Source organism: Stenotrophomonas sp. JAG2 (assembly GCF_041080745.1).
GTDB classification, from domain to species: Bacteria; Pseudomonadota; Gammaproteobacteria; order Xanthomonadales; family Xanthomonadaceae; genus Stenotrophomonas; species Stenotrophomonas maltophilia_AA.
Genome location: NZ_JBEUMH010000002.1, coordinates 107321 through 129105, shown reverse-complemented (window position 1 = coordinate 129105; position 21785 = coordinate 107321). Strand labels below are relative to the sequence as shown.

General features: G+C 65.6%; 19 protein-coding genes. 15 read left to right on the top strand and 4 right to left on the bottom strand.

Annotated elements, in window-relative coordinates; all coding sequences use genetic code 11:
- Positions 1 to 6: 6 nt before the first annotated feature.
- Entirely contained in the window at positions 7 to 2205 is a 2199-nt protein-coding gene (locus AB9O74_RS02765; protein ID WP_369348322.1) for a TonB-dependent receptor, read from the bottom strand.
- Between the two features lie 157 nt (positions 2206 to 2362).
- Here AB9O74_RS02765 and AB9O74_RS02760 point away from each other — a divergent pair, with 157 nt between their 5' ends.
- From AB9O74_RS02760 to AB9O74_RS02740, 5 genes are all read left to right on the top strand, one after another.
- Positions 2363 to 3766 carry a GntP family permease gene (locus tag AB9O74_RS02760; RefSeq protein WP_369348321.1) on the top strand — a complete coding sequence of 468 codons (1404 nt, stop codon included), beginning with the start codon at positions 2363 to 2365 and terminating at the stop codon, positions 3764 to 3766.
- Positions 3767 to 3815: 49 nt separating this feature from the next.
- Positions 3816 to 4820, top strand: a complete 1005-nt coding sequence (locus AB9O74_RS02755) for a PHB depolymerase family esterase (protein ID WP_369348320.1) — start codon at positions 3816 to 3818, stop codon at positions 4818 to 4820.
- 195 nt (positions 4821 to 5015) lie between these two features.
- Complete coding sequence (locus AB9O74_RS02750; protein WP_369348319.1) at positions 5016 to 5543, top strand: DUF6622 family protein; 528 nt, start codon at positions 5016 to 5018, stop codon at positions 5541 to 5543.
- 134 nt (positions 5544 to 5677) lie between these two features.
- On the top strand, positions 5678 to 6025 hold the full coding sequence (locus AB9O74_RS02745) for an RcnB family protein (protein ID WP_176988916.1): 348 nt from the start codon (positions 5678 to 5680) through the stop codon (positions 6023 to 6025).
- 180 nt (positions 6026 to 6205) lie between these two features.
- Complete coding sequence (locus tag AB9O74_RS02740) at positions 6206 to 6691, top strand: DUF2165 family protein (protein ID WP_369348318.1); 486 nt, start codon at positions 6206 to 6208, stop codon at positions 6689 to 6691.
- Positions 6692 to 6694: 3 nt separating this feature from the next.
- Here AB9O74_RS02740 and AB9O74_RS02735 read toward each other — a convergent pair whose 3' ends face one another.
- On the bottom strand, positions 6695 to 7588 hold the full coding sequence (locus AB9O74_RS02735; protein WP_369348317.1) for a LysR family transcriptional regulator: 894 nt from the start codon (positions 7586 to 7588) through the stop codon (positions 6695 to 6697).
- Between the two features lie 232 nt (positions 7589 to 7820).
- Here AB9O74_RS02735 and AB9O74_RS02730 point away from each other — a divergent pair, with 232 nt between their 5' ends.
- From AB9O74_RS02730 to AB9O74_RS02715, 4 genes are read left to right on the top strand one after another with little or no spacing between them, the layout of a single operon-like run.
- Entirely contained in the window at positions 7821 to 8753 is a 933-nt protein-coding gene (locus AB9O74_RS02730) for an alpha/beta hydrolase (protein WP_369348316.1), read from the top strand.
- A complete protein-coding gene (locus AB9O74_RS02725) occupies positions 8750 to 9961 on the top strand; it encodes an MFS transporter (protein WP_369348315.1) in 1212 nt (403 codons plus the stop codon). Before AB9O74_RS02730 ends, AB9O74_RS02725 begins: the two co-directional genes overlap by 4 nt.
- Before the next feature lie 8 nt (positions 9962 to 9969).
- Positions 9970 to 10794, top strand: a complete 825-nt coding sequence (locus AB9O74_RS02720; RefSeq protein WP_369348314.1) for a carboxymuconolactone decarboxylase family protein — start codon at positions 9970 to 9972, stop codon at positions 10792 to 10794.
- 48 nt (positions 10795 to 10842) lie between these two features.
- A complete protein-coding gene (locus AB9O74_RS02715; protein ID WP_369348313.1) occupies positions 10843 to 11220 on the top strand; it encodes a putative quinol monooxygenase in 378 nt (125 codons plus the stop codon).
- Between the two features lie 20 nt (positions 11221 to 11240).
- Here AB9O74_RS02715 and AB9O74_RS02710 read toward each other — a convergent pair whose 3' ends face one another.
- Entirely contained in the window at positions 11241 to 11588 is a 348-nt protein-coding gene (locus AB9O74_RS02710) for a hypothetical protein (protein ID WP_176988922.1), read from the bottom strand.
- Positions 11589 to 11733: 145 nt separating this feature from the next.
- Between AB9O74_RS02710 and AB9O74_RS02705 the strand changes: the two genes are divergently transcribed.
- Positions 11734 to 12258 carry an N-acetyltransferase family protein gene (locus AB9O74_RS02705; RefSeq protein WP_369348312.1) on the top strand — a complete coding sequence of 175 codons (525 nt, stop codon included), beginning with the start codon at positions 11734 to 11736 and terminating at the stop codon, positions 12256 to 12258.
- Positions 12259 to 12282: 24 nt separating this feature from the next.
- Here AB9O74_RS02705 and AB9O74_RS02700 read toward each other — a convergent pair whose 3' ends face one another.
- Entirely contained in the window at positions 12283 to 13344 is a 1062-nt protein-coding gene (locus AB9O74_RS02700; RefSeq protein ID WP_369348311.1) for a LacI family DNA-binding transcriptional regulator, read from the bottom strand.
- Positions 13345 to 13670: 326 nt separating this feature from the next.
- On the opposite strand from AB9O74_RS02700, the gene AB9O74_RS02695 reads away from it, so the two are divergent.
- The 5 genes from AB9O74_RS02695 to xylB all read left to right on the top strand — a co-directional run bounded on the left by AB9O74_RS02695 (position 13671) and on the right by xylB (position 21756).
- Positions 13671 to 16805: a TonB-dependent receptor gene (locus AB9O74_RS02695; protein ID WP_176988925.1), complete on the top strand. Its 3135-nt coding sequence runs from the start codon at positions 13671 to 13673 to the stop codon at positions 16803 to 16805.
- Positions 16806 to 16873: 68 nt separating this feature from the next.
- Positions 16874 to 17632 (top strand): SapC family protein, encoded by a 759-nt coding sequence (locus tag AB9O74_RS02690; protein ID WP_369348310.1) that lies wholly within the window; start codon positions 16874 to 16876, stop codon positions 17630 to 17632.
- A 3-nt stretch (positions 17633 to 17635) separates the two neighbouring features.
- Entirely contained in the window at positions 17636 to 18655 is a 1020-nt protein-coding gene (locus AB9O74_RS02685) for a cupin-like domain-containing protein (protein ID WP_369348309.1), read from the top strand.
- Between the two features lie 13 nt (positions 18656 to 18668).
- On the top strand, positions 18669 to 20198 hold the full coding sequence (locus AB9O74_RS02680) for a tryptophan halogenase family protein (protein ID WP_369348308.1): 1530 nt from the start codon (positions 18669 to 18671) through the stop codon (positions 20196 to 20198).
- Positions 20199 to 20262: 64 nt separating this feature from the next.
- Positions 20263 to 21756 carry a xylulokinase gene (xylB, locus tag AB9O74_RS02675; RefSeq protein ID WP_369348307.1) on the top strand — a complete coding sequence of 498 codons (1494 nt, stop codon included), beginning with the start codon at positions 20263 to 20265 and terminating at the stop codon, positions 21754 to 21756.
- Positions 21757 to 21785: the final 29 nt, after the last annotated feature.

Below are 21785 nucleotides of genomic sequence, written 5' to 3'. Positions count from 1 at the left end.
TGATTCCTAGAAATCGTAACGGGCACTGAGACTATATTGGCGCGGCGGACCATAGAACCCGATCAGCGTGCCGACCGCCGGGATGTTGTAGCCGGTGGTCCGATACGCCTTGTCGGCCAGGTTGGTGCCCTGCAGCGAGAACGTCCAGGCCTCATCGAGCTTCCAGATCACACCGGCGTTGACCAGTCCGTAGCCGTCCTGGCGGATCACCGGGCTGAGGTCGGTGGTCGGCCACACTTCACTCTGGTAGCTGTAGCTCACGCGTGCGGACAGATTGCCGCCGCGGGCCAGCTCGGTGCGGTACTCCACGTTCAACGCGCCCGAGAAGTCCGGTGCGTTGGTGAACTTCATCTGGTCGGCGACGTTGACGCCGCGATCCATGTACTCGTCGTACTTGGCGTCCAGCCAGGCCAGGTTGCCCGAGATCAACCAGTGCTGGCTGGGCAGGTACTGGTACTCGATCTCCAGACCATTGATGGTGCCGGAGCCGGCATTGGTGAAGTCGCCGAAGAAGCCGTCATCCACGCCATCGCCATTGGTATCGATGCCGGTGAACACCGAAAGCTGGATGTCCTTGTACTTGTTGTGGAAGGCCGAGAGGTTCAGGAACAGACGCTGGTCGAGGAAGGCCATCTTGCTGCCTATCTCAATGCTGTCGACGGTTTCGTCATCGAACGGCTCGGCCGAGCGCGGCACCGCCACGGCATTGGCGCGGATGTTGTAGCCGCCCGACTTGAATCCCCGCGTGGCAAGACCGTAGACCATGATGTCCGGCGTGACCTGATAGTCCAGCGAGACCTTCGGCGAGACGTTCTTGAAGTTGGTCTTCTTGTCGAAATCCGCCGTCACGGCGACCGGCCGGCTGAAGGTCGGATCGGAATAGAGGCGGTTCAGCACGATCGCGCGCTTGTCTTCGTCGGTGTAGCGGGCGCCTGCGTCAAGCTTGAGCCTGCTGGTCAGGTCGAAGGTCCAGTCCGCATACAGCGCGATGCTGTCGGTCAGCACCTTGCCCTGGTTGTCCGCGAACTGCGCGCTGAAGTAGTTGTTCTGGATCTGACCACCGGCTTCACCGCTGAACTGGTAGAGGCCCACGACGCCGCGCACACGGCCCCCCGCATCGTAGTTGAGCTGCACCTCGTTGCTGACCTGGTTGTCGTTGTAGGTGCCGCCAACGTCGGCCAGCTTCACCGGCGTACTGTCGAAGTCGATGTTCGCCTCGCTGTCCGATTCGCGCTTGGCCACCACGTACTTCAGCGCCACGTCCTCGCTGGGTCGCCAGTTCACCGTCGCCGAGGCGCCCTTCGTCTCCACGCTGTTGAGGTTGCGCATGCCCGAACGGATGTCGTAGCGGTCATCCATCGGCGGGTACGCCCGCAGGAACGGGTTGGGTGCCAGCATCCTGGAACCCCGCATGCCCGACTGGTCATCGACCCAGTCCAGGGCGAACTGCACGTCAAGATCGTCGCCCGCGTACGCACCCAGGTTCAACCGCGCGGCATTGATCTGCTTGTCGCTGACCGGCTGGCCGTTGAAGGTGTTCTCGCCGAAGCCGTCACGATTCATGCTGGCCACCGCCACGCGGGCACGCAGGCCACTGTCCGGCCCGCCCAGCGGCCCACCGATGGCCGCCTTGGCGTCCAGCTGGTTGTAGTTGCCCGCGGTGATCTGGGCGAACCCTTCGGTCTGGGTCGGCAGCCCGCGGGAGATGTACTTGATCGCGCCGCCGATGGTGTTCTTGCCATACAGCGTGCCCTGCGGGCCGCGCAGCACCTCGATGCGCGATACGTCGAACACATCCAGCAGCGCACCCTGCGGGCGCGCGATGTAGACGTCGTCCAGGTAGATGCCCACGCCCGGGTCAGCCCCCCAGGTCGGGTCGGATTGGCCGACGCCGCGGATGTACGCCGTGACCGTGCTGCTGGCACCGCGCGCAGCGTAGATGGTCAGGTTGGGCACCTGTCCATCCAGGTCGCTGATGTCCTGCACGTTCATCCTGTCCAGGGCTTCGGCGGTGAAGGCCGTGACGGCCACCGGGACTTCCTGCAGGGTTTCCTCGCGCTTGCGCGCGGTGACCGTGATGCTGTCCAGCGTGGTGGCCGATGCGGTCCTGCCCGCCGACGGCGCGGCCTGTGGTGCGTCCTGCGCCAGTACCGGCCCGGAGGCCAACAGCGTGCCGATCATCAGGCTCAAACAGTTCCGCTTCATTCGGTCCTCCCCCCAGGCATGTGCATTGCAGATGGCCCATTGCCACCCCTGGAGCCTAGGCTAGCGGTGCCGGGGTACACCGGCGAGTGGACCTAGGTCCAGTCGGCAGCGACCGCCAGATCGGGATACTGGGCGCATCCTCAGCGGGACGCGCCGAATGTCGTTACTGATCGTACTTGCAGCACTGGGCTTCCTCATCCTGGCCGCCTACCGGGGATACAGCGTGATCCTGATCGCGCCCATCGCCGCGCTCGGCGCCGTGCTGCTGACCGACCCCTCGCTGGTGGCACCGATGTTCACCGGCTTGTTCATGGACAGGATGGTCGGTTTCCTCAAGCTCTACTTCCCGGTGTTCCTGCTGGGCGCCGTGTTCGGCAAACTCATCGAACTGTCCGGCTTTTCCCGCTCCATTGTCGGTGCGGCGATCCGGTTGTTCGGGCCGCAGCGGGCGATGCTCTCGATCGTGCTGGTCTCGGGCCTGCTCACCTATGGCGGCGTGTCGCTGTTCGTGGTGGTGTTCGCGGTCTATCCGTTCGCCGCCGAGATGTTCCGCCAGAGTGACATCCCCAAGCGCCTGATCCCGGCCACGCTGGGCGTGGGCGGCTTCAGCTTCACCATGGACGCGCTGCCCGGCACGCCGCAGATCCAGAACATCATCCCGACCACGTTCTTCGGCACCGATACCTGGGCGGCCCCGGTGCTGGGCACGCTCGGCAGCGTCTTCGTGCTTGCGGTGGGCATGACCTACCTTGAGTGGCGGCGCCGGGTCGCGCTGCGCAACGGCGAGGGATACGGCGATCCGGCCACCCTGGTGAACGAGCCGGCACCGTTCACCGGCACCCATCTGGCGCATGCGGGCATTGCCATCCTGCCGCTGGTACTGGTGTTCCTCTCCAACAAGCTGTTCACCCTGGGCATGCCGCACTGGTATGGGGCCGAGCACAGCTTCGTGCCATCGGTACTGGGCAGTTCCGTACCGGTGGTGCAGGACGTGGCGAAGATTGGCGCGATCTGGGCCGTCGTCGGTGCGCTGCTGGTCGGCATCCTGTCGGTGCTGGCGCTGGCCTGGCGCCCGGTGGTGACGAAGTTCGCCGAGGGCACCAAGGCCGCGATCGGCGGTGCGGTGCTGGCCGCCATGAACACCGCGTCGGAATACGGCTTTGGTGCGGTGATCGCCGCACTGCCGGGTTTCATGGTCGTGGCCAACGCGCTGGGCTTCATCAAGGATCCTCTGCTGCACGAGGCGGTCACGGTAACCGGCCTGGCCGGCGTCACCGGCTCGGCGTCCGGCGGCATGAGCATCGCCCTGGCCGCGATGTCGGACACCTTCATTGCCAATGCGCAGGCCGCCGGCATTCCGATGGAGGTCTTGCATCGCGTCGCCTCGATGGCTTCGGGCGGCATGGACAGCCTGCCGCACAACGGTGCCGTCATCACCCTGCTGATGGTGACCGGGCTCACCCATCGCCAGGCCTACAAGGACATATTCGCCGTGACCGTCATCAAGACCCTCGCGGTGTTCTTGGTGATCGGCATCTACTACGCCACCGGCTGGGTCTGACAGCGGCGTCGCAACACTCTACCCACAACTCACGCATGAGGATCTGGCGATGACATCTGGAATCGATTCGATCAAGGCGGCACTTCTGGTGGTGTGCAGCTGGCTGGCGACGGCGGGCAGCGCCTTTGCTGCAGGCCCCGCTGGGCATTGGGATGTGGGTCTCTACGGCAATGTGTTCGGCAGCCGCGAGTACCAGGTGTGGGTGCCGGCCGGCTACCAGGAAAGCCAACCACTGCCCCTGCTGCTGGTGCTGCACGGCTGCGTCAACGGGCCGAACCTGATGGGCGAGGCGTCGGGCTTCAACGAGGTGGCCGATACGGAAGGTTTCATCGTGGTCTACCCACGACAGAACGTCACCGCCAACCCCGCACGGTGCTGGAACTGGCAGTTGCCGATCAACCAGGCGCGGGGCAGTGGCGAGGCGTCGATCCTGGCCGGAATCGTGGGCCAGGTGAAGGCGGGCTACAACATCGATCCGCGCCGGGTCTACGTCACCGGCATTTCCGCCGGTGGTGCGATGACCTCGATCATGCTGGCGTGCTACTCGGACGTGTTCGCCGCTGGCGCGGTGCATTCCGGCGGCATGTACAAGGGCGCCACCACGGTGTCGGGCAGCGCCTACGCGCTGTTGGCGGGCAGCATCTACTCCCCGGACAGCAACGGCCGGCTTGCCTGGCAGTGCGCCGGCTCACCGTCGCCGCGACCGATGCCGGTGCTGGTGTTCCATGGCAGCGCGGATGCCACGGTCAACCCGGTGAACGGACAGCAGGCCGTGCGCCAGTTCCTGCAGACCAATGACCTGGCCGACGATGGCGTGGACAACGATTCGGTGAAGTATCTGCCGACAAGCACGTTCCAGGGCCAGGTGCCCGGCGGGCGCGCCTACACGGTGGACACGTACACCTATGGGGGCAGGACACTGGCCCAGCATTACGTGGTGCAGGGGATGGGGCATGCCTGGAGCGGTAGCCAGTCCGGGTTGCCGTTCACCGATCCGAAGGGGCCGGACGCCACGCTGATTACCTGGCTGTTCCTGAGGGATCAGCAGCGCTGAAGGCGCGGACCGAAGGCCCGCTCAGAGGCCGGGGAGGGGCGCCGATCTACCCAGGGCACCGGACGATGGAGCCCCGGAAAATGTACTTTCGGATGCCTGACACCTGTCACTTGTGATGGGGCGGTGCAAAGCGAGAATGGAGCCATTCCCGCGCGGCGTTGCATCGCCGGCACCCACCCACATCAAGGACTCCCCGTGATCATGCTGCAGCACCTCATCTCGAACACCCCTGTGTGGGTCTGGGCACTTCTGGTCTTCCTCGTCAGCCGCGGCATCGCCGCCATGAAACCCGGTGAAACCTCGCTCACGAAACTGGCCATCGTGCCGGCCCTGTTCACCGCCTGGGGAGCCTGGTCGCTCGGCCACCGCTTCGGCGGTTCCTGGGAGGCGTGGGCCGAGTGGCTGGTCGGCATCGGCGCGGGCATGGCCCTTGGGTGGATGCTGCTGCGACGCGCAACGCTCACCCTCAACGCGTCCACGGGGAAGGTGTGGCGCAGCGCGGACTACAGCCTGCTGCCGCTGCTGCTGGTTACGTTCGCGGTGAAGTACGGTTTCGAGGTTGCGCTCTCCGCGTCTCCTTCACTGAGCGCCGATGGAAGTTTCCGCGCGGCCTACCTGCTGTTGTCGGGCGGTTTCACCGGCATCTTCATTGGAAAGTACGTGCGATACCTGCGCGCTGCACGGCTTGTCATGCCAAGCGGAAAGCTGGAAGCGGCGGGCTGAGCCTGTGAAGCCCTGGCCGACGTGGAACCGGGGCACCCGTGGGGTCAGGGCAGGGCGCGTCGATCCATTCACACGCAGCGGCCTATATTCGCCGCTGTGACGCCGCACGCTGCGGCCGAAGTGGAGGCTGTCCTATGAAAACCCGACGCTTGCTCGGCATTACGCTGATGGCCGCAGTGGCGATGGCCACAGCTCCCGCCTGGGCCGACCCGCCGCACCACGCACGGGGCAATGGCCCACCCCCTCACGCCGGCGGCCCCCACAACCGCGATGCCCCACCGCCGGGATGGCAGAAAAAGGCATGGCGACGCGGGGAGAGGCTGCCTTGGGCTGAGGTCGACCGCCGCTACTGGGTGGACGACTACGCGCACTATCGTCTGCGGGACCCTGGTCGCGGTCATCGCTGGGTTCGACAGTCGGATACCGAGTACCTGCTGGTGGAGATCGCAACAGGCGTGATCATCGACGCACTGCACCGATAGGAACACGCCCCCCGGCTGGCCGCCACGGCGGGTCGTGGCGTCGCACGGTCAAACTGCCCCAGCCCTCGCCTCGATGAGGTCGGGCTGGGGTTTGGCGCGAGGGGGAAGAGGTCGCTGTTGACCTGAATCGCGGTTGAGGTAATAGGCTGCTCAGCCCAGCTTCCTCAGGATGGTTCTCCCATGTCGTTGCCGATGTCGATCTGGCTGTTCCAATCCGTCTACGCGATGGGCTTGACTGTCTGGCTGGCAATCGCCGTCATCGACAACATCAGAGCATTCCGCGAACTGGCCGGTGCGGTGGGCCTCACCCTGTCCATGGCACTGCTGCGGCAGGCGCCGCCGGTTGAAACCGCGCTTGCGACGCGTGCGGTGACGTCCAGTGTCCTGAGCAGAAGCGCAGCACTTGCGCTGCTGGCCCTGAAGCTGCTGGCGCTTTCAGCGATGGCGATGGGGTGCTATCTACTCCTGTTTGCGAGTGGCATTGATCAGGCCCGTCCGTGGTTGAACCTGGCGCTGAGCCTCTTCACCCTCCTGCTGCTGGCCATGCACCTCGGCGGACTCTGGTTTGCGTACTGGATCCGTCAGGACGACCTGCAGCGCGGGCACCTGATGCTGCTTGTCTGGATCCTGGGCGCATTCTTCCTGTTCAACGGGTCATGGGCGTGAGCGTTAGGCATCCCGTTTGAGCCACGCGACCAGCGCCGAGAATGCCGGCGAGGGTTGCCGACGGTTCGGATAGTAGAGGTGATAGCCGGGGAAGGGCACACACCATTTGTCCAGGACGGCCACCAGCCGCCCCTCGGCAATGTGATCGGCCACCATGGGCTCGGGCGCATACGCCAGGCCCAGCCCGTCGAGTGCGGCATTGATGACGTGCACCATGCTGTTGAACACCAGCGGCCCGTCGCCACGCACGGTGAACTCCTTGCCCTTTTCCTCGAATTCCCAGGCATAGATGGCGCCGTTCGGGCGGTGCCGGATGTTCACGCAACGGTGGCGCGTGATGTCGGCGGGTTTCCTGGGCTTGGGATGCGTCTCGAAATAATCGGGAGACCCCACCACGACCAGCCGCCAATCCGGACCCACCCGGACCGCGATCATGTCCTTGCTCAGCGCCTCACCCAGCCGGATGCCCGCGTCGAAGCGCTGTTCCACCACATTGGTGAAACCGTAGTCGACGTAGAACTCGAGCGTGATGTCCGGATACTCGGCGAGGAACCCGGCCAGGCGGGGACGGATGATGGTCTCCATGGAGTCGTCCGTGCAGGAAATCCGCAGCGTCCCGGCCGGGCGGTCGCGCAGGTCGCCGAGTGCCTCGACGCTTGCGCCGATGGCCTCGAAGTGCGGGGCAATGGAGCCCATCAGGCGCTCACCCGCCTCGGTCGGGGAGACGTTGCGGGTGGTCCGGGCCAGCAGCCGGATGCCCAGGCGCTCTTCCAGCAGCCGCATCGAATGGCTCAACGCAGACGGGGTGACGCCCAGGCGGGCCGCCGCCTTGGTGAAACTCTGCTCCTGCGCCACCACCAGGAAGGCTTGCAGGTCGTTGGTCTTCACTGCGCTCATGGGCCAATTGTGAGCTCAACTCAGTAATGCATCAACTTTCAGCCGGCTTATCGCGGTAACGGCCCTGGCCTATCGTGGCGTCCTCACTCCTCCAGAGGCGGTCCGCATGAAACCCACCACGCTGCTGCTGGCGCTGCTCGCCAGTCACCTCGTTCCACATTCTGCGTGGGCTTCTGACGCGCCAGCGGCCACCAGGAGCACGGGGGCGGACAATTTCTACAGGAGCGACCGGGTGACGGGCGAGCGCGTCCGGTTCAAGAACCAGTACCAGATGGAGGTGGTGGGCACGCTGTACCGGCCCGAGGGTCTGGGACGCGATAGCCGCGCGCCGGCCGTGGTGGTCGGTCATCCGATGGGCGCGGTGAAGGAGCAGAGCTCGCAGCTGTACGCGCAGAAGCTGGCCGAACAGGGCTTCGTGACGCTCGCGATCGACCTGTCATTCTGGGGTGAAAGCGCGGGTACGCCGCGTCACCTGGTATCGCCGGAAATCTATTCGGACGACATCAGTGCAGCCGTGGACTTCCTGAGCACGCAGTCGTTCGTGGACCCGGAACGGGTGGGCGGCCTGGGCATCTGTGGCAGCGGCAGCTTCGTGATCAGCGCGGCCAAGATCGACCCGCGGATCAAGGCGATCGCGACGGTCAGCATGTATGACATGGGCGCCGCCGTGCGCCAGGGGCTGAACAAGGCGCAATCGCTGGAGCAGCGGAACGAGATGATCCAGGCGGCCGCGCAGCAGCGTCTGGTCGAGTTCAAGGGCGGGCAGCGCGTGTATGTGCCCGGGACCGTGAACACGCTCGAGCCCGATACCCCGGACGTGCAGCGCGAGTTCTTCGACTTCTACCGCACGCCGCGCGGCGCTTACGCGGCCGCCGGCGAGCGCCCTGAACTGACCACGCAGCCGCTGTTCAGCAGCCTGGTCAAGTTCATCAACTTCCATCCGTTCAACGACATCGAGACCCTTTCGCCACGGCCGATGCTCTTCATCTCCGGCGACACCGCACACTCCCGTGAGTTCAGCGAAGACGCGTACCGGCGGGCCGGCCAACCGAAGGAGCTCTACTGGGTGAAGGGCGCCGGGCACGTGGACCTGTATGACCGCACCGACCTGATTCCGTTCGCCAAGCTGACGGCGTTCTTCCAGCAGAGCCTGGCCGGGAAATGAGTCGTCCCGACACCACCGGGGACAAGGGCAACTGGGGCGGCGTGCTCGCGATGACGCTGTGCGTCTTCGCGTTGATCGCATCCGAATTCATGCCCGTGAGCCTGCTCACGCCCTTGGCCGCGGACCTTGGCGTGACCGAGGGCCTTGCCGGCTATGGGATTGCCATCTCGGGCGCCTTCGCGGTGCTGACCAGCCTGTCGATCTCCCGGCTGGCCGGGACCATCGACCGCAGAACGTTGCTTCTTACGCTGACTGCGTTGATGGCGGTGTCGGGTCTGGTCGTGGCGCTGGCCCCCAACTATCCGGTCTACATGATCGGCCGTGCGCTGATCGGCGTGGTGATCGGTGGGTTCTGGTCACTGTCTGCGGCGACCGCCATGCGGCTGGTGCCCGCAGCACAGGTGCCGCGTGCCTTGGCGATCTTCAACGGCGGCAATGCGCTGGCAACGGTGATCGCCGCGCCGCTGGGCAGTTACCTGGGCGGTGTGATCGGGTGGCGCGGGGCATTCCTGTGCCTGCTGCCGGTGGCGGCTGTCGCGCTGGCGTGGCAGTGGGCCTGCCTGCCGTCCATGGCAGCGGAGCGCAGGCAGCCACAACGCGGCGTGCTCGTACTGCTCCGGCGGCGGGTGGTGGCGCTGGGCATGACCGCGTGCGGCGCCTTCTTCATGGGCCAGTTCGCCTTGTTCACCTATGTACGACCGTTCCTGGAACGGGTCACCAACGCGGGTGATGCCACTGTCCCGCTGGTGCTGCTGGCCATCGGTGTAAGCGGCCTGGTCGGGACACTCGCCATCGGGGCGTTCCTCAGGCGCGGGCTTTACCGCACGCTGGTGACGGTTCCTGCCTTGATGGCGGTGATTGCCGCGGCACTGGTTCCGCTGGGTCCGCAGCTGTGGCCGACGGCCGCACTGCTTTCGGCATGGGGCCTGCTGGCCACGGCGGCACCGGTGGGGTGGTGGAGCTGGCTGGCACAAACCTTCAGCAACGACGACGCTGAATCGGGCGGGGGGCTGATGGTCGCGGTGGTGCAGTGCTCGATCGCGCTGGGCTCCACCCTCGGCGGCCTGCTGCTGGACAGCGTCGGCTTCGCCGGCACATTCCTGGCCAGTGCCGGCGTGTTGGTGTCTGCGGCGCTGCTGGCCTATGTCACGGCCGCGGACGCCGGGTCCGCCGCCCCCTCGGCGATGGCTGCGGAGGCCCGAAGCTGATGAGGCGCATGACGTCGATCACTGGGCAGCTGCTCAGCGTTTGCCTCGCATTCGGTACGCTGCCGGCAGGGTCGGCCGAGCAGAATCATCACATCGTGGCGCTCACGAAGGTAGCGTCCAACCCGGAGGTCCACTCCGACATGCATACGAAGGAGAAGCCGATGAATCTCAATTCTACTAACGAGCCGGCCACCGTACTGGATGCCAGGCAGCAGGCCATCATTCCGATCAGCGCTGCCGCAGCGGCGGGTGACATGGCCCGCCTTGGCGAGGCAGTGAATCACGGTCTGGACGCGGGGCTGAGCGTGGCCGAGGTGCGCGAGATCCTCGTACAGGTGTACGCCTATGCCGGCTTTCCCCGAAGCCTCAATGCACTCGGCGAGATGATGAAGGTGGTGGACGCACGCAGGCAGCGCGGCATCCACGATGAGGCCGGTCGAGAACCGGTGAAGCCGATACCCAAGGGCGATGCGTTGCTGGCGGCAGGGACGGCCAATCAAACCACGCTGGCAGGTGCGCCGGTCGCCGGACCCTTGTTCGAGTTCGCCCCGCAGGCCAACGCGTATCTACGGACGCATCTGTTCGGGGACATCTTCGAACGTGACAACCTGGACTGGCAGAGCCGCGAGCTGGCGACCGTCAGCATGCTGGCTGCGATGTCCGGGGTCGAACCCCAGCTGCAGTCTCACGTCGGGATAAGCATGAACATCGGCGTGAGCGTCGAGCAACTGCGTGAGCTGGCCGATGTTCTTGACGCGCGTTTCGACCCGCAGGCGGCAACGCGTGCGCGCGAGGCCATTGAACGTCAACTGGACTCCCTGCGCACCGAGTGACGCGGAGAGAGGTTTTCATCGAATGACGCGCAGGCGTCGGAGAAAGCAATGAACAAGGCAATGTGGGGCATCTCAATCTGTCTGATCGCGCTTTCCTTCAGCGCTCGGGCAGAGGAGGCGCAGATGACGAGACTGTCGAAAATCACCGTGGACGCTGCCCATCTCCCCGCCTATCGGGAGGCGCTGGCTGAAGAGGTCCGCGCTTCAATGGCGCTTGAGCCTGGTGTTCTGTCGCTGTATGCGGTGTTTGACAAGGAGGATCCGACACGACTGACCATCCTGGAGATCTACGCCAACCGCCAGGCCTACGAAGCACATGTAAAGAGCCCGCACTTCCTCGCGTACAAGAGCGGAACACTGCACATGGTCACGTCGCTGGAGCTGGTGGACGTCGATCCGCTGCTACCGGCGTTGAAGATCAAGTGAGCCGACGGGCAGCGGCCCGCTCAAGGCCCTTGCTGATCGGCATCCGGAGCGCTGGCCGTATCGCCGTCCAGCGTCAGCGGCCTCGCCATGTCCTTGATCCAGCCCCACAGACCATAGAGGACGGCGTAGGCGCTGAGGGCGCTGAGCAACATCGGCCACATCGCTTCTTTCATCAGCTCCCCTGGGTCGCATTGGAGCGGGCCGCTGTTGCCCTTGCCCATCCGCATGCAGCCGTGTTCGGGATAGGCCATCTCATAGGCGCCCCAGGCGAGGAACGCGGCGAGCAGTGCGAACAACAGCATCACGCCGACGTCGGCATCTCGAACGCCCAATCGCTCCCAGCGTTGCGCCAGCCGCAGCTTCAACATCCTTCAACATCCCTGTCCATACAGCCACCCATGATAACAGTGCACGATATCGCGCAGACATCGCCTCGGTAGACTTGGTGTCTGCCACAGATGGCGGCAAACTACTGTTGGACGTGGCGTAGCGCCACCGGCAGGAGTGACATGCGTGACTGATCCAGGAAAGGAAGCGCTGACCATCCGTCGCGCCAGGGTGACCGATACGCCCGCTGTGCTGCGGTTGTTCGACGAAGTGATTGCGTGGTTCGTGGCCATCGGCAACCCGCAGCAGTGGGGCAGCGAAGCATGGTCGTCCATTCCGCGCCGCATCACCCAGGTGACCGATGCCTGCGCGCTGCCCGGCGCCTGGGTGGCTGAAACAGGGCAGGGTGAGGTACGCGCATTCCTGGCGCTGGGCGAGGCCATGCCTTACGTGCCCGCGGCGACCCAGCCAGAGCTCTATGTCCGTGTGCTGGTTGCTTCGCGGGATCCGCGCGTGCGCGGTATCGGCCGCCGGCTGATGGCGTTCGCCGACGAGCAGGCACGTGCCGCGGGTGTTGCCTACCTGCGCGTGGATTGCTATGGCGGAGGCAGTGGCGACCTGGTGCGTTTCTACGAATCGTGCGGTTACGAAAGGCTGTCGACCTTCAACATAGACGGGTGGCCGGGCCAGGTCCTGGACCATCGCCTGTAAGGTGGCTGCCTCCGAGGCAGGCGGCTAAACGTCCGGCAAAGGCCGCGATACGGACGCCCGCGTGACCAACTGGTGTGGAAGCACGTGGTTGACGATGCCGCGCGCCGAAGCGGCCGGGCGTCGAATCTCGCGCAACAGGATGTCGATGGCAGTGTCCGCCATCTCCGCCACCGGTTGACGGATCGTGGTCAGTTCCGGCCACACCATCGTCGACGCGGAGGTGTCGTCGAAACCGACCACCGACAGATCGCGCGGCACCTCCAGGCCGCGACGATGCGCCACGGAAACAACGGCAGACGCCATGTCGTCGTTGCTGGCGAAGATCGCGCTGGGTGGCTGCGGCAGGGCCAGCAGCCCTTCGGCCGCCTCCAGTCCGGAGCGGTAGGTGAAGCAGCCGGGCTGGACGAGTGCAGCGTCGTACGCGATGCCCACGCCAGCCAGCGCATCCCGGTAGCCCTGCCAGCGGTGCGCGCTGGCGGTCTGATTCGGATCGCCCTTGATATAGCCGATGCGGGTATGTCCCTGGCTGATCAGGTGCGACACCATGTCGTGGCTTGCCTGGCGGTCGTCAATGCGCACACAGGACACGCTGTCACTGAAATGGCTGGACGCGATGGAGATGACGGGAACGCCGCCGAGCAGGAATTCGTCGACGATGTCCTTCGACTCACACAGGGGTGGGGGAAGAATCACGCCCGCCACGCTGCTGCACAGTTGCTGCGCCGCCTCGCGACGCGCCTGCGCGCCCAGGTCATCCCAGGTCGCGATCACCAGCTGCGCCGCGGCCCGGGTGGAGCCGCGCAGGGCCCCGACCAGCAGTTCGCGAAGATAGCTGGAACTGGGATTGGTGTAGATCAGCGCGATGCAGGTGTGCTGCGCCGCCGCCAGGGCGCTCGCTGCAGGATTGGGCCGATAGTCCAGTTCGAGCACGCTGCGCATGACACGCTCGCGGTTGCCTTCGCGTACCCCGGCATGGCCGTTGATGACGCGGGACACCGTCATGGCGGATACCCCGGCGTGCGCCGCGACGTCGTCAATGGTGATGGCACTCGCTTTTCGACGGACGGTTCTGTGGCTGTTCTTCAAGGGCTCGTTTCCTTTGCTGCGCTGCATGATGACAAGCGAGACCCCGGATGATTAGTCTGCGGCCGTGACGTGATGGTAGCGCTACCACCTGGCCGGGGTAAGGGCCAGTGGGTACCCCCCCTTTACCACGCGGCTGTTCTGGCAAGCCTGAAAGCGAGTGTGAGTCGCAGTGAGCGCACAGCGCACTGCGATGTTCGGTGTGGAAGACGGGCATCGCCCGTACGTGCCCCCAGGAGGGGCGGTACATCCATTCGATCGTATATGTCAGAGGGGAGAGTCATGAGCGCTTCTACGTTCCGTCGTACCCAAGGCCGGGGGGCTCGTTCATGAGCCGCACGCTGGCGAAGTTCACCTCCAGGGCCATGTTCACGTTTGTGGGCGGCGTCCTGGTCATCAATCCCGCCTTCGCACAGGACGCCTCAACGCCGGCGCCCGTCGCCCAAGCGCAGGCCCAGCCCAGCAGCCCGACGCAGCTGGATACCGTGCAGGTCACCGGCATCCGCAACAGCCTCAGCCAGGCGATGGACATCAAACGCGACTCGGCCGGCGTGGTGGATGCGATCAGTGCCGAGGACATCGGCAAGTTCCCGGACACCAACCTGGCCGAATCCCTGCAGCGCATCACCGGCATCTCCATCGAGCGCCGTGATGGCGAAGGGGCGCAGGTCACGGCGCGAGGCTTTGGCCCGCAGTTCAACATGGTGACGCTCAACGGGCGCCAGATGCCAGGTGCTGATGCGTTCGGTGCCTCGGGACAGGTCGCCATCGGCGGTGTCGACGGCGGCACCCGCGCGTTCAACTTCGCCCAGCTCGCCGCCGAGGCCATCAACGGCATCGAGGTCTACAAGACCAGCCAGGCCAATGTGCCCAGCGGTGGCATCGGCGCCACCATCAACATCCTGACGGCGCGGCCGTTCGACCATGATGGCACCGTCGCCAGTGCCGGTGCGAAGGTCGTCTCCGACCAGAGCCAGCCGTTCGACAGCGACCTGACGCCGGAACTGTCCGGCATCTTCAGCTACAGCAACCCGGAAAAGACCTTCGGCGTTGGCGTGAGTGCGAGCTACCAGAAGCGCAAGGGTGGCTCGGTGCAGGCCACCAACAACTACTGGAACATCCAGCCGTGGACCGGCACGATGCCGGGCAACCCGACCGTGGTCAACGCACCCGCGGTGGGCGCACTGTACGGTCGCCCGAACGACCTCCGCTATGCGTTCTCCGAGTTCGAGCGTGAGCGCGTCAATGGCCAGGCGGTGCTGCAGTTCGCACCGACCGACGCGGTGACCCTGACCCTCGACTACACCTATTCGACGAACGAGATCACCGAGAATCGTGGCGAACAGGGCATGTGGTTGCAGAACAGCAACTACACCGATGTCACCTTCGACACCAGCGGCGCGGTCGCAACCCCGATCTATATCCGCGAAGTCGCGGGGACCAAGGATTTCGGGCTAGAACAGCAGCGCAGCATGCAGAAGTACAAGCTGGGATCGCTCGGCTTCAATGCCCAGTGGAACGTCACCGACCGCTTCAAACTGAGCTTCGACGCGCACGACTCGAAGAACGAAAGCCGGCCGAACGATCCGCTGACTGGGGGCGGCTCCATCTTCAGCAGCATCGCCGGCACCAACAACTGCACCACCGGACCGCATTGCGGTGGGTCGTGGGTGCAGGAAATGAACTTCAACAACGGCCTGCCGGTGGGCACCCAGGTCTGGTACCCGAGCACGGCCGATGCCCTGGCCAAGACCAATGGCGTGGTCAATCCGGGCTTCGTGCCGGGCGAGATCGGGTCGCAGGTGCTGCGCATCAACTCGCAGACCCAGATCAGCGAGATCAAGCAGGGCCGCGTCGACGGTGAGTGGAGCTTCGACAAGGGCCGCTTCCAGTTTGGCGTGGACTCCAGCAAGCAGACCACCCACCGCATCCAGGCCGCGGAGAACTACAACACCCTGGGCGACTGGGGCGTGGCCAACGTCGACGGGGATGTCGCCAACGGGCTGATGGACCTGCTGCAGCCGGTCAACATCGTCGGCTTGTTCAACGACTTCAATGCCAACAGCTTCACCGCCTGGCGCGGCGATGCTGGCCGCCTCGCGCAATGGGCAGCGGACAACTATGGCGCCAGTCTCGGCGTGAGTCCGCAGCGTGCCGCAGACAACCTGGTGGAGGAGAAGACCAAGTCGGCCTATTTCCAGGTCGAACTGGACGGCGAGCTGGGCGGCCTGCGCACCAACACTCGTCTGGGCGTGCGCTATGAAACCACCGATGTGGTGTCGACGTCGGTCATCGCCATCCCGGAGGCCATCGAATGGCAGTCCAACAACGACTTCCGCGTGGTGTTGTCCGACGAGCAACAGCCGTTCACCGAGAAGAACAGCTACAGCTACATCCTGCCCAACCTCGACTTCAGCATCGACCTCATGGACGACCTGAAGGGGCGCGTCTCGTTCGGCAAGAGCATCGCGCGCGCGCCGATCGGCAACCTCTATGCAGGCCCGACCGCACAGCAACCGTTCGGCTCCGTGCTGATCGATCCGTCTTCGCGGGCCAGCGGCACAGCACAGAACCCGCAGCTGAAGCCGCTGGAATCGGACAACCTCGACCTGGCGCTGGAGTGGTACTTCGCTGACGCGAGCTACGTGTCGGTCACGTACTGGAACAAGCGGGTCGCCAACTTCATCGGCAACACCGTGGTCCAGGAAAACCTGTACGGCCTGCGCGACCCGACCTCCGGCCCGGATGCACAGTCGGCGCTGGCCTTCCTCAACAGCGGCGCCTGCGTGACCCAGGTCGGTGCGGCCAATGCGGCGGCCTGCAACGGCAACGACACCGCGCTGTTCACCGCGCTGGCGCTGCTGCGCAACAATCCCGCCGGACTGGGTGCCTACAACGGTACAGACGCGCAGGTCCTGGCCACCGAAGCCAGCTACGATCTGTATGGCACGGCGGCCGACCCGCTGTACCAGTTCAACGTCAACCGCCCCATCAACCAGAACGAGTCCAAGCTGCATGGCTGGGAGCTCGGCGGGCAGTACTTCTTCGGCGACACCGGGTTCGGCGTCCTGGCCAACTACACCCTCGTGAACGGCGATGTCGGCTACAACAACGGGGGCGACCCGGGCATCGACCAGTTCTCGCTGACCGGCCTCAGCGACACCGCCAACGCCATGCTGATGTACGAAAAATACGGCTGGTCGGTGCGCCTGGCCTGGAACTGGCGTGACCAGTACCTGATCCTGGCCAACCAGGGCGCCAGCCGTAATCCGTACTACGTGGAAGCTTACGAACAGTGGGATCTCAGCGTGAACTACACCCTGGATGATCACTGGTCGTTTGGCCTGGAGGCGATCAACCTGACCGGTGAGGACGTCCGCTGGCGCTCGCGCACCTCGCAGATGATCGTGAAGCTGGCAGACCAGAGTCCGCGTTATATGCTTGGCGTTCGTTACCGGTTCTGATGTGGGGGGGTGCCGCTGCCCTGGCGGCGGCACCCGTTCAAGGGTCCTGATGGGGTTGGAAGATCACCATGCCGCGTTACGAAATGCTCAACAACATCGCCCATCGCGATCTGCGCGTGGCCACCGACTTCGGGCCCGAGTTCGGCGACGCGGTCGGCATGGTGCCGGCCTACCCGAGCGAGTTCGCTGAACTGCAGCGCGAATATCCCATTTTCCTTCGCAGGGACACCGCCACGGGCGAGTGGCAGTCCGTGGTCCTGCTCGGGTTCGAGCAGCACGAGAATCTGTTTCTGCAGGACGGCCGATGGAATGCGTCCTACCTGCCCGGGGCCGCAGCCAAGGGTCCGTTCCTCATCGGCTTCCAGGAGAACCGTATCGATGGCACGCTCATCCAGGAGGCAGTGCTGCACGTGGATCTGGATCATCCGCGCGTGAATGCGATGCAGGGCGAGCCGGTGTTCCTGCCGCAGGGGGGCAATACGCCGTATCTGGACCACATCGCAGGCGTGCTGCGTGGCATTCACGATGGCCACGCCTTCGGCGCGCAGATGTTTGCCGCGCTCGACGCCAAAGGACTCATTCAACCGGTCACGCTCGACGTGCAGATTGCCCAGGAGCATCGGGTGGGTGTCAACGGTCTGCACGCCATCGACCGTGACCGGCTTGGCCAGCTGGACGGCCCCGCACTGGCCGAACTCAACCACGCCGGCTACCTGGAAGGCGCGTACCTGATGCTGGCGTCGCTGCACAACATGCGGCGCCTGATCGCCGAGAAGCAGAAACGTCTGCGCCTGCAGGATGCCGCTGCGGCGGCGGGCAGGAACTGACCGGTGCTGGGCGGCATTGCGATGCAGACCCTGGAAGACCTGGAGCCGGGCGCGCTCCCGCTGGAGGCGCTGGTGGCCGCCGGCGAGCCGGTGGTGCTGCGCGGCATCGCGCGCGACTGGGGGCTGGTACAGGCGGGGTTGCGCTCCACGCAGGAGGCGATGGGGTATCTGCGCGGCTTCGAAGCGGGAATCCCTGTCCAATACTCCTTCGGCGGGCCCGAGATCGAGGGGCGTCCGTTCTACAACGCGGACTTCACCCGGTTGAACGTCGAGGTCCGGCGTGGGTTGTTGAGCCAGGTGCTGGACGGAATTGCCGATCATCTCGACGACCCGAGGCCACCTACCTACTATCTCGCCTCGCTGCTGATCGATCGGGCGCTGCCCGGGTTCGCAGAGGCCAACGACGCCGGGCTGGCGGGGCAGGGCATCGAGGCATCGGCGAGCATCTGGATAGGCAACCGCGTGACCGCCTCCTGCCATTTCGATACCCCGGACAACCTGGCGTGCTGCGCCGTGGGGCGGCGCCGGTTCACGCTTTTCCCGCCCGAGCAGATCGACAATCTGTATCCGGGGCCGCTGGAACCCACCCCGGGAGGGCAGGTGGTGAGCGTGGTGGATTTCGACGAGCCGGACTTCGCGCGCCACCCACGGTTCCGTGATGCATTGGCAAGCGCACAGACCGCCGAGCTGGAACCGGGCGATGCGATCTTCATTCCCGGCCTGTGGTGGCACCACGTGCGCAGCCTCGCGCCGTTCAATGTGCTGGTGAACTACTGGTGGCGCAGTTCGCCGGCCTTCCTTTCCTCACCGCTGCCGGCACTCCATCACGCGATGTGGGCCGTGCGCGACCTGCCGGCGCGCGAGAAGCAGGCCTGGGCAAAAATCTTCGAGTACTACGTATTCGGTCCGGGTGAGCGGGCAGGACACCACCTGCCCGATGCCGCCCGGGGCGACCTGGCACCGTTCGACGAGACGCAGGCGCGCCGCATGCGCGCCCAGTTGCTGGCTCGACTCAACCGCTGATGGGAGCACCGCATTGAACGTGGCGAACACAACCGAAGGGCGTATCCGCAGGGTCGTCATCGCCGGTGGCGGCACCGCAGGCTGGCTGGCCGGCTGTGCGCTGGCGCACCAGTTCCGCGACCAGCTGGACATCACCCTGGTGGAGTCCGAGCAGATCGGTACGGTGGGTGTCGGCGAGTCGACCGTGCCGCCCATCCGCACGTTCCACCGATTCCTGCAAATCGATGAGCAGGAGTTCCTGCAGGCCGTCGCCGGCACGTTCAAGCTCTCGATCTCGTTCGAGAACTGGCGCCGGCCCGGCGATCGTTTCATCCATCCGTTCGGCACGATCGGGCAGGGCACCTGGGCCACGCCGTTCCACCACTTCTGGCTGGACAGCCTGCGCCGCGGCATGCCGTCGGACCTGGGCGATTTCTGCCTGGAAAGCGTGGCCTCGCGGGAAGACCGGTTCTCGCTGCAGACCCAGCCCCAGGTCAATTACGCCTATCACTTCGACGCCGGGCTCTACGCGAAATTCCTGCGCCGCAAAGCCGAAGGCCACGGGCTGCGCCGGGTGGAAGGCAAGATCCGCGAGGTGCGGCAACATCCGCATGACGGCGCCGTTGCCTCCCTGGTGCTGGAAGACGGGCAGGTCATCGAGGGCGATCTGTTCATCGACTGCACCGGCTTCCGCGGCCTGTTGACCGAGCAGACCCTGCATACCGGCTATGAGGACTGGAACGAATGGTTGCCCAGTGACCGCGCCGTCGCGGTGCAGACCGAGTCGGTCGGCCCGCCGGTGCCGTACACCCGCGCCATCGCGCATGAAGCCGGGTGGCGATGGCATATCGCGCTTCAGCACCGGGTCGGCTGTGGTCTGGTGTTCTCCAGCCGCCACATGTCCGACGACGAAGCGCAGGCCAAGCTGCTGCGTGACGTCGACGGGCCGCCGCTGCGCGATCCCTGGTTGGTGCCGTTCCGCAGCGGGCGCCGGTTGAAGGCCTGGAACAGGAACGTGGTCGCGCTGGGCCTCGCCAGTGGCTTCATCGAGCCGCTGGAGTCGACCAGCATCCACCTGACCATCAGTGCGGTGGTGCGCCTGATCCAGCTGTTCCCGTTCGACGGTATCAGCCCGGCGCTGATGGACCTGTACAACGACGTCAGCCGCCAGGAGATGGAGCACGTGCGCGACTTCATCATCCTGCACTACCACGCCAACCAGCGCGACGAGCCGATGTGGAAGGCCTGTCGTGAGATGGAACTGCCGGAATCGCTTGCGGTCCGGCTGCGCGCCTGGCGCGAACGTGCGCATGCCTGGCAGGACCCCGGCGAGCTCTTCCGGGTGGACTCCTGGACAAGCGTGCTGATGGGGCAGGGGATCCAGCCGGGCCCCCCGCATCCGCTTGCCGCTGCCATCAGCGACGCGGACCTGCGGACGCTGCTGATGCGGATTCGCCAGCCGGTGGAGCAGGCGGTCGCGACGATGCCGTCGCAGGCAGCCTTCATCGAACGCTACTGCCGGGCGGCGCAGGACGTCTGGCCACGGGCCTCAGCCCTGGCCTAGCAGGGCAGCACGCTGCTGCACAGAAATGGTAGCGCTACCTCCATACACCCACGGGATGAGATAGATGGATCTGGTTGCAGGAATCGATGCAGGTACACAGAGTCTGAAAGTGCTGGTGTACGACCCTGCCGGGCGGCAGCTCATTGCCAGCGCGAGCGCGCCCCTGGACCTGGCGTCCGCCGCCGATGGCAGCCGTGAGCAGCAGCCGGCCGCGTGGGTCGCAGCCCTTCAGGCCTGCTTCCGCGCGATCGATTCCAAGGTTCGTTCCCGCATCTCCGCGCTGGCGGTCTCGGGGCAACAGCACGGCTTCGTTCCGATCGACGCAGCGGGGGAGGTGCTCGCACCGGCCAAGCTGTGGTGCGACACCAGCACCTCGGCCGAGTGTGTGCAGATCATGGACGCACTCGGCGGACCAGCGCGCACCATCGCGCTGGCCGGCAACCCCATCCTGACCGGTTACACCGCGTCCAAACTGCCCTGGACGAAGACGCATCGGCCCGACGCCTACGCACGGCTCGCCACGATCCTGCTGCCGCACGATTACCTCAACTTCGTGCTGACCGGCCAGCGCTTCTGCGAGCATGGCGATGCGTCGGGTACGGGCTGGCTGGACGTGCGCACCCGGACCTGGTCAGCCGAGCTGCTGCGCGCGACCGATCCGGAGCGCGACCTGGCCCTCTGCCTGCCGCGCATCGCCGCGTCCGACGAGCTGTTCGACATCGATCCGGCCACGGCGGACCTATTGGGGCTTCCCGAGACGGTGAAGGTTGCGGTTGGCGGGGGCGACAACATGATGGCGGCCATCGGTACCGGCTGCGTCGTGCCCGGTCGCCTGGCGATGAGCCTCGGCACCTCGGGCACCTTGTTCGCCTATTCGGACACGCCCGTGGTCGATCCGGACGGCGCCTGGGCCGCGTTCTGCTCGTCCACCGGTGGCTGGCTGCCGTTGATATGCACGATGAACTGCACCGTGGTAACCGAACAGGTCGCCGATGCCTTCGGCTTCAGCACCCGCGATGGCGATGGGCACCTGCGGGCGACCTCGCCCGGTGCCGACGGCCTGGTGATGTTGCCGTTCCTCAATGGCGAACGCACGCCGGACCTGCCGCTGGGCAAGGGCGTCCTGGCCGGTCTGGACACGACGAACATGACCCCGGCGCACCTCTACCGCGCGGCCATGGAAGGCGCCACCTACAGCCTGAAGTATGGATACGACGCCTTCGTCCGCGCGGGCATGCGGTTCGACCGCATCGTGCTGACCGGTGGCGGCAGCAACAGCGCGCAGTGGCGGCAGATGGTGGCCGATGTCTTCGGCCTGCCGGTGGACGTGCCGACCCAGTCCGAGGGGGCGGCCTTCGGTGCGGCATTGCAGGCCCTGTGGGCGCTGGGTCACGCGCGCGGTGACGCCGCCTCCATCGCCGACATCGCGGACCGGCACGTTGCGGTCGATCCGCTGCAGTCCGCTCACCCGGATCCGATGCGTACGCACGCCTATGCCGCGGCCTATGCACGTTTCCTGCGACACCTCGACGCCCTCACGCCGCTGTATCGCGGCTGATCCCTCTACGCACCACCTCGCACAACGAC